Consider the following 4,845-nt stretch of genomic DNA (forward strand, 5'->3'; position numbering starts at 1 on the left):
ACCACCCATCGAAAAATATGATGTGCGAAGTGAGCAAATTCAGCTCACTCTCCTATGACGAACGTTGGGACACTACTGAGTTGGCCTATATGGCTTATGGCGTCGTCGTCATCTAACTGCACGTAAAAGCAGTTGCGCATACACGACGCTCTGCATAGGAGTTCTGCTCATTAGCATCGGCTCCGCTTATTATCACTACGCGCCATCCACTCCCTCGCTAATATGGGATAGGTTGCCAATGACTGTCGCTTTTATGGCGCTGCTCTCACTGCCGCTTGATGAGCGAGTAATACTCAGTTCCAGATCACGAACCTTATGGCCACTCTTGGCTATAGGTATTGGCTCAGCAGCATATTGGTACTGGACTGAAGCCCGAGGGTCCGGCGATCTCAGACCGTATGCACTTGCACAGTTCCTGCCGATAGTTTTGATACCAGCAATCCTCCTGCTATTTCATTGCAACTACCTGAATAGCGCACGCTTGGTATCCGCCTTGGTATTTTATTTCGTCGCCAAAATATTCGAGTACTTTGATCGGCAAGTGTTAGAGTCAATCGGTGTCCTTAGCGGACACACCATCAAACATCTTCTGGCGAGCATTGCGGTGCTCTATATAATTCTTGCAGTTCCCATCAGAAAAGATGAGCACTAGCCTTCGTATATGGATTCCCAAAGTGTTGCGCTTTTTTAGTTTCCTCCGCTGGAGCTCCGGCGCCGGTTGTGTCGTGCGTTAAACATCATGTCCGAATACATAACCCGGCAGTCAAGCGGACGATTCAAAAGGAGTGCTTTTTGTCATCCGCTTACCTTCAACGTTTTGCGTCAAGGAGTCACCCGTGAAGCTCTATTCGCTCTTTCTGTTGATGGCTACCGCGACGGTGTTCAGTCCCGGCCCGGGCGTCGTAATGACGCTGACGAACGCCTTGCGTTATGGCATGCGTGGCACCTTTGGTGGAATTCTTGGTATCGCCTTTGGCGCCCTGGTGGTTGCCGCAGTCTCGGCAACCAGTCTTGGTGTACTACTTGCCGCATCGGCACTGGCTTTCACCATCCTCAAATTCATCGGCGCGGGCTACCTCGTCTACCTTGGCATTCGGCTTTGGCGTTCTCCCGCCTTCCAGTTAGCGGAGCAATCCGCGCACGAAGCGAGTCTCGGCAAGCGGTTCCTGGAAGGGCTCTCGTTGCAACTCACGAACCCGAAGGCGATCTTCTTCTTTCTGTCCGTGTTTCCACAGTTCATCGACCCAGGGAAGAGCTACTCGCTTCAGTTCGCCACCTTGGTATTCACATACAGCGCTCTGGTCGTCGTCATTCACTGCCTCTACGCGCTGTTTGCCAAGCGTGCAAAAGCTTGGCTTACGTCCAAGCGCGGCGGGCGCACTGTCAATCGGGCTGCTGGAACTACGTTTGCGCTCTTTGGTGCAGCGCTTGCCACTGCCAGGCAGTGACGCGTAACCATACCATCGTACGAGGGGATTTCCAAAGGCCTGCGGCTTTCGGCGACCGCTCTCAAACGTCGGGCGTGATCGCAGAGAACGAGCGTTATCTGATCTCCAATCGGGCAGAGCAAAAGCTCACACACCACTAGACACATAATGAACGACATTACCCTAAGCACACTCGCAGGCTTCCCCCGACAACTGGAAGAGCACTATGCCGCCATTCCCGCAGAGTTCAAGCATTGGGCGCCGCCCTCCTGGGAGGGCGTGCCGAGCGAGCCGTTCACTGCGATTGAGCAGGTCTGCCATGTGCGCGACATCGAGGTCGATGGGTATCACGTGCGCTTCCAGCGCACGCTGCATGAGATCAATCCAACGCTCGTCTCCATCGACAGTGAGGCGCTTGCCGAAGCGCGTTCCTATGCAACGTCGAACGCATCCGAGGCTTTCGCTGCTTTTCGCGTTGCCCGCGCCAAGACGGTCCAGCTCATCTCAGGATTGAGTCCTGAGCAGTTCATGCGCACTGCCGTGTTTGAAGGTTACGGTCCTTTGTCGCTGGGCAGCTTGGTGCACTACCTGTGCAGCCATGATCAGCAGCACCTGGCGGGTCTCCAGTGGCTGCTTGGCAAGATCGAAGCCTCTCGTGTGCAAGTGCGAGCCTAACAATTCAACCGGGCGTTCGGGGGGCAACAACAACGTGGGCACTGTCATCGATCACATAGTCGTTGTCGCTCCGAACCTCGCCATCGGTGCCGCCTTCGTGAGCAACGCACTTGGCGTGGAACTGCAGCAAGGTGGTGCACACGCTCGCATGGCGACGCACAACCTCTTGCTTCGCCTCGGCGACGCCACCTACTTGGAAGTCATCGCTCCGGACCCTTCCGCGCCGAGGCCTGCGCGCCCACGATGGTTCGCACTCGATCGGCTCACCCCTGATTCACCGCCTCGTCTTGCAGCGTGGGTCGTTCGCACTGATGACATTCGCTCTTCAAGTAGCTTATGTGCATCCGTAGTCGGCAGCATCGAGCCAATGGAGCGCGGCTCCTTGTCCTGGCTAATCACCGTCCCCTCGGATGGCAGCCTGCCGCTGGGCGGAGCAGCACCTGCGCTGATTGAGTGGCAGGTTAAGCCTCACCCCGCTCGCACGCTCAAGAACGTAGGCTGCTCCTTGGTTGAGCTAGAAATCTTTCACCCAGAGCCGTCGCGTGTGCAAACTGTTCTGGCGGCTATCGATCTTTCTTCGCCGATACGTCTTCACCAGTTGCCTTCAGGCGCCGAGCCGTACCTGGTTGCGCACATTCAAACGCCCCAGGGTCATCGCACACTGTCAGCCCCGTAACAAACATGCGCATAGCGCCTGTTTGTGCATCGAGACCGAAATGCCGCGCTCATTCGCCAGATAAGAATGCCTGCACTTCCGTCGCACCCATCTCGATCAGATGCCGCAAGCCGTGAAAGCGGATGAACCATCGCACCCAATATACATACGCTTCTTCGGTACGCAGGCTGCAATGCTTATCGCGGATACAGCCATTAGCCGATCCAATCGCTTGGGCGGTCTTATCTTTTCTGCATCATGGGATATAAATTAAAACGTGTGGTGCTGTTCATTTTTATTTGGCACGGTGTTTTTATACTGTAAATTATCAAAACAACCGCGCGACAAGGGTCTGTATTGATTTGGTCGGCCAGGTTAGAGGGCTTGGGGCCAGGTTACATAGACAGTTGCTGTCTGTGCAAATCAAGTCGGCGTCCGCCAAGCACATTGTTCGGGAGAATTGCGTTGCCCATTGATCGACTCGATTTCGACAATCTTTCAGAAAATGACTTGGCGGAACTCATCGTTGGTCAAGTCCCGGAAGGACTGCGCATCGACTACAAGCGCGATCTCTATGGTAATTCTGACGCGGACAAGCGTGAGGTTCTGAAAGACATTTCGGGGTTTGCCAATGCCTTTGGTGGACATCTTATTGTTGGGATGGAGGAGCAAAACGGACTCGCAACCAGTATTCCCGGCGTAGCGAATGTCAATCCGGACGATGTTGTCCTCCGACTTGAGCAACTTGCCCGAGCAGGACTTGAACCGCGAATTCAAGGTCTCCGTATCCGGGCAGTGCCACTCTCCAGTGGCGCTTACTGTTTTGGCTCCGTATCCCACGAAGCTGGCATCCGCCTCATCGAGTGAGCGCACAAAATTCAAACCGATTTTGGATTCGTAACTCTGGCGGAACACACGAGGCGAGCGTGGACGAGCTAAGAACTTTATTCACAATTGGAGCCGATGCGTCACACCGCGTACAGCAGTTCCGCGATGAAAGACTACGTGAAATTACTAGTGGTCAAGGACTTCGGCCATTAATGGGCGATGGGCGGATGATTCTCCATATCGTTCCGTTGGCCGCTGTCACATCATCTTGGCAGGTCGATCTTGCAAAGGTCTTTGAACTACAGCAGAAGTTTCGTCCGATCGGCGACACGGGCATGTCGCCCCGATACAACCTCGATGGCTTCGTGAATGAGAGAGGCGGCGAGCATAACTTTGGTTACACACAAATTTTTCGCAGCGGCGCCCTTGAAGCGGCCAAGGCGTCCATTGTCGCAACACACCAAGGAAAGAAATATATCCCGTCTGGTTCGTTGGAGAAACAAATATTCGACCGGTTACCTGATTACGTTAATGGACTACGCGACCTTGGCGTCCCGCCGCCCCTAGTCATATTGTTTACTTTGGAAGGGGTGAAGGACGCAGCCTACAAAGTGGGGAAAAAGATTTTTAATGAGCCAGAACCGGTCATAGAACGGGACGTCGTGTTCTTACCTGAATGTATTATCAATGAATACGGTGAAATCGCCGACTACCATCGAGCGGTAAAACCTGCATTTGATGCGCTCTGGAATACAGCAGGGCACGTTTCTGCGCAGACATTTTCCGCCGACGGAATGTGGGTGGGTAATGCGCAGAGTCGGTGACAGGGCCACACTGTCTTTACGCCGAACGGAGCGTTTTCGCGCCAATTGCATCCGTCCGCTGAACTTCGACGTTGGGCGTCGTGATATGGTCCTTGGCCGAAGCCGCATCTGCAACAGTGCAAAGCCAATGCCGCCGCGTCCTTTTTGTCCGAACCTTCCCGATCTCAGCGAAAGGAAATCAAAATGCGCGATCTCAACGACTTCGACATTCTGATCCTCCCGGGCGGGCACAATTCCGGACCCGATCATTGGCAGACACACTGGGAAGCGGCGTTCTCGAACATGCGCCGCGTTGAGCAGGACGATTGGGAAGTCCCCATCTATGCTGATTGGTCCCGTCGGCTGACCGAGGCAGTCAATCGATGCGAGCGGCCAGTTCTGCTAGTGTAGTGTTGCATTCTGTTTGCCGCTTAACCGGCTGTTTGCGCGAATCACT

At 54.3% G+C, this 4,845-nt stretch carries 7 protein-coding genes; 6 read left to right on the top strand and 1 reads right to left on the bottom strand.

What is annotated here, in order from left to right:
- The first annotated feature begins 836 nt into the window (after positions 1 to 836).
- From ACFOFO_RS19315 to ACFOFO_RS19325, 3 genes are all read left to right on the top strand, one after another.
- The gene (locus ACFOFO_RS19315; protein WP_390321410.1) at positions 837 to 1,448 is read left to right on the top strand and encodes a LysE family translocator; all 612 of its coding nucleotides are present in this window, start codon (positions 837 to 839) and stop codon (positions 1,446 to 1,448) included.
- A 147-nt stretch (positions 1,449 to 1,595) separates the two neighbouring features.
- Positions 1,596 to 2,102, top strand: coding sequence for a DinB family protein (locus ACFOFO_RS19320; protein WP_390321408.1), 507 nt, complete (start codon positions 1,596 to 1,598; stop codon positions 2,100 to 2,102).
- Entirely contained in the window at positions 2,026 to 2,778 is a 753-nt protein-coding gene (locus ACFOFO_RS19325) for a VOC family protein (RefSeq protein WP_390321406.1), read from the top strand. Before ACFOFO_RS19320 ends, ACFOFO_RS19325 begins: the two co-directional genes overlap by 77 nt.
- A gap of 49 nt (positions 2,779 to 2,827) precedes the next feature.
- Here the strand turns inward: ACFOFO_RS19325 and ACFOFO_RS26630 are convergent, their stop codons facing one another.
- Positions 2,828 to 2,914: a hypothetical protein gene (locus tag ACFOFO_RS26630; protein ID WP_449369381.1), complete on the bottom strand. Its 87-nt coding sequence runs from the start codon at positions 2,912 to 2,914 to the stop codon at positions 2,828 to 2,830.
- 308 nt (positions 2,915 to 3,222) lie between these two features.
- Here ACFOFO_RS26630 and ACFOFO_RS19335 point away from each other — a divergent pair, with 308 nt between their 5' ends.
- The 3 genes from ACFOFO_RS19335 to ACFOFO_RS19345 all read left to right on the top strand — a co-directional run bounded on the left by ACFOFO_RS19335 (position 3,223) and on the right by ACFOFO_RS19345 (position 4,799).
- Entirely contained in the window at positions 3,223 to 3,624 is a 402-nt protein-coding gene (locus ACFOFO_RS19335) for an AlbA family DNA-binding domain-containing protein (protein ID WP_390332462.1), read from the top strand.
- A 59-nt stretch (positions 3,625 to 3,683) separates the two neighbouring features.
- Entirely contained in the window at positions 3,684 to 4,409 is a 726-nt protein-coding gene (locus ACFOFO_RS19340; RefSeq protein WP_390321402.1) for a hypothetical protein, read from the top strand.
- 183 nt (positions 4,410 to 4,592) lie between these two features.
- Positions 4,593 to 4,799 (top strand): RBBP9/YdeN family alpha/beta hydrolase, encoded by a 207-nt coding sequence (locus tag ACFOFO_RS19345; RefSeq protein ID WP_390321400.1) that lies wholly within the window; start codon positions 4,593 to 4,595, stop codon positions 4,797 to 4,799.
- The last annotated feature ends 46 nt before the right edge of the window (positions 4,800 to 4,845 follow it).

The sequence above is a fragment of the Pseudundibacterium arcticum genome (assembly GCF_042646465.1).
Lineage (GTDB): Bacteria > Pseudomonadota > Gammaproteobacteria > Burkholderiales > Burkholderiaceae_D > Undibacterium_A > Undibacterium_A arcticum.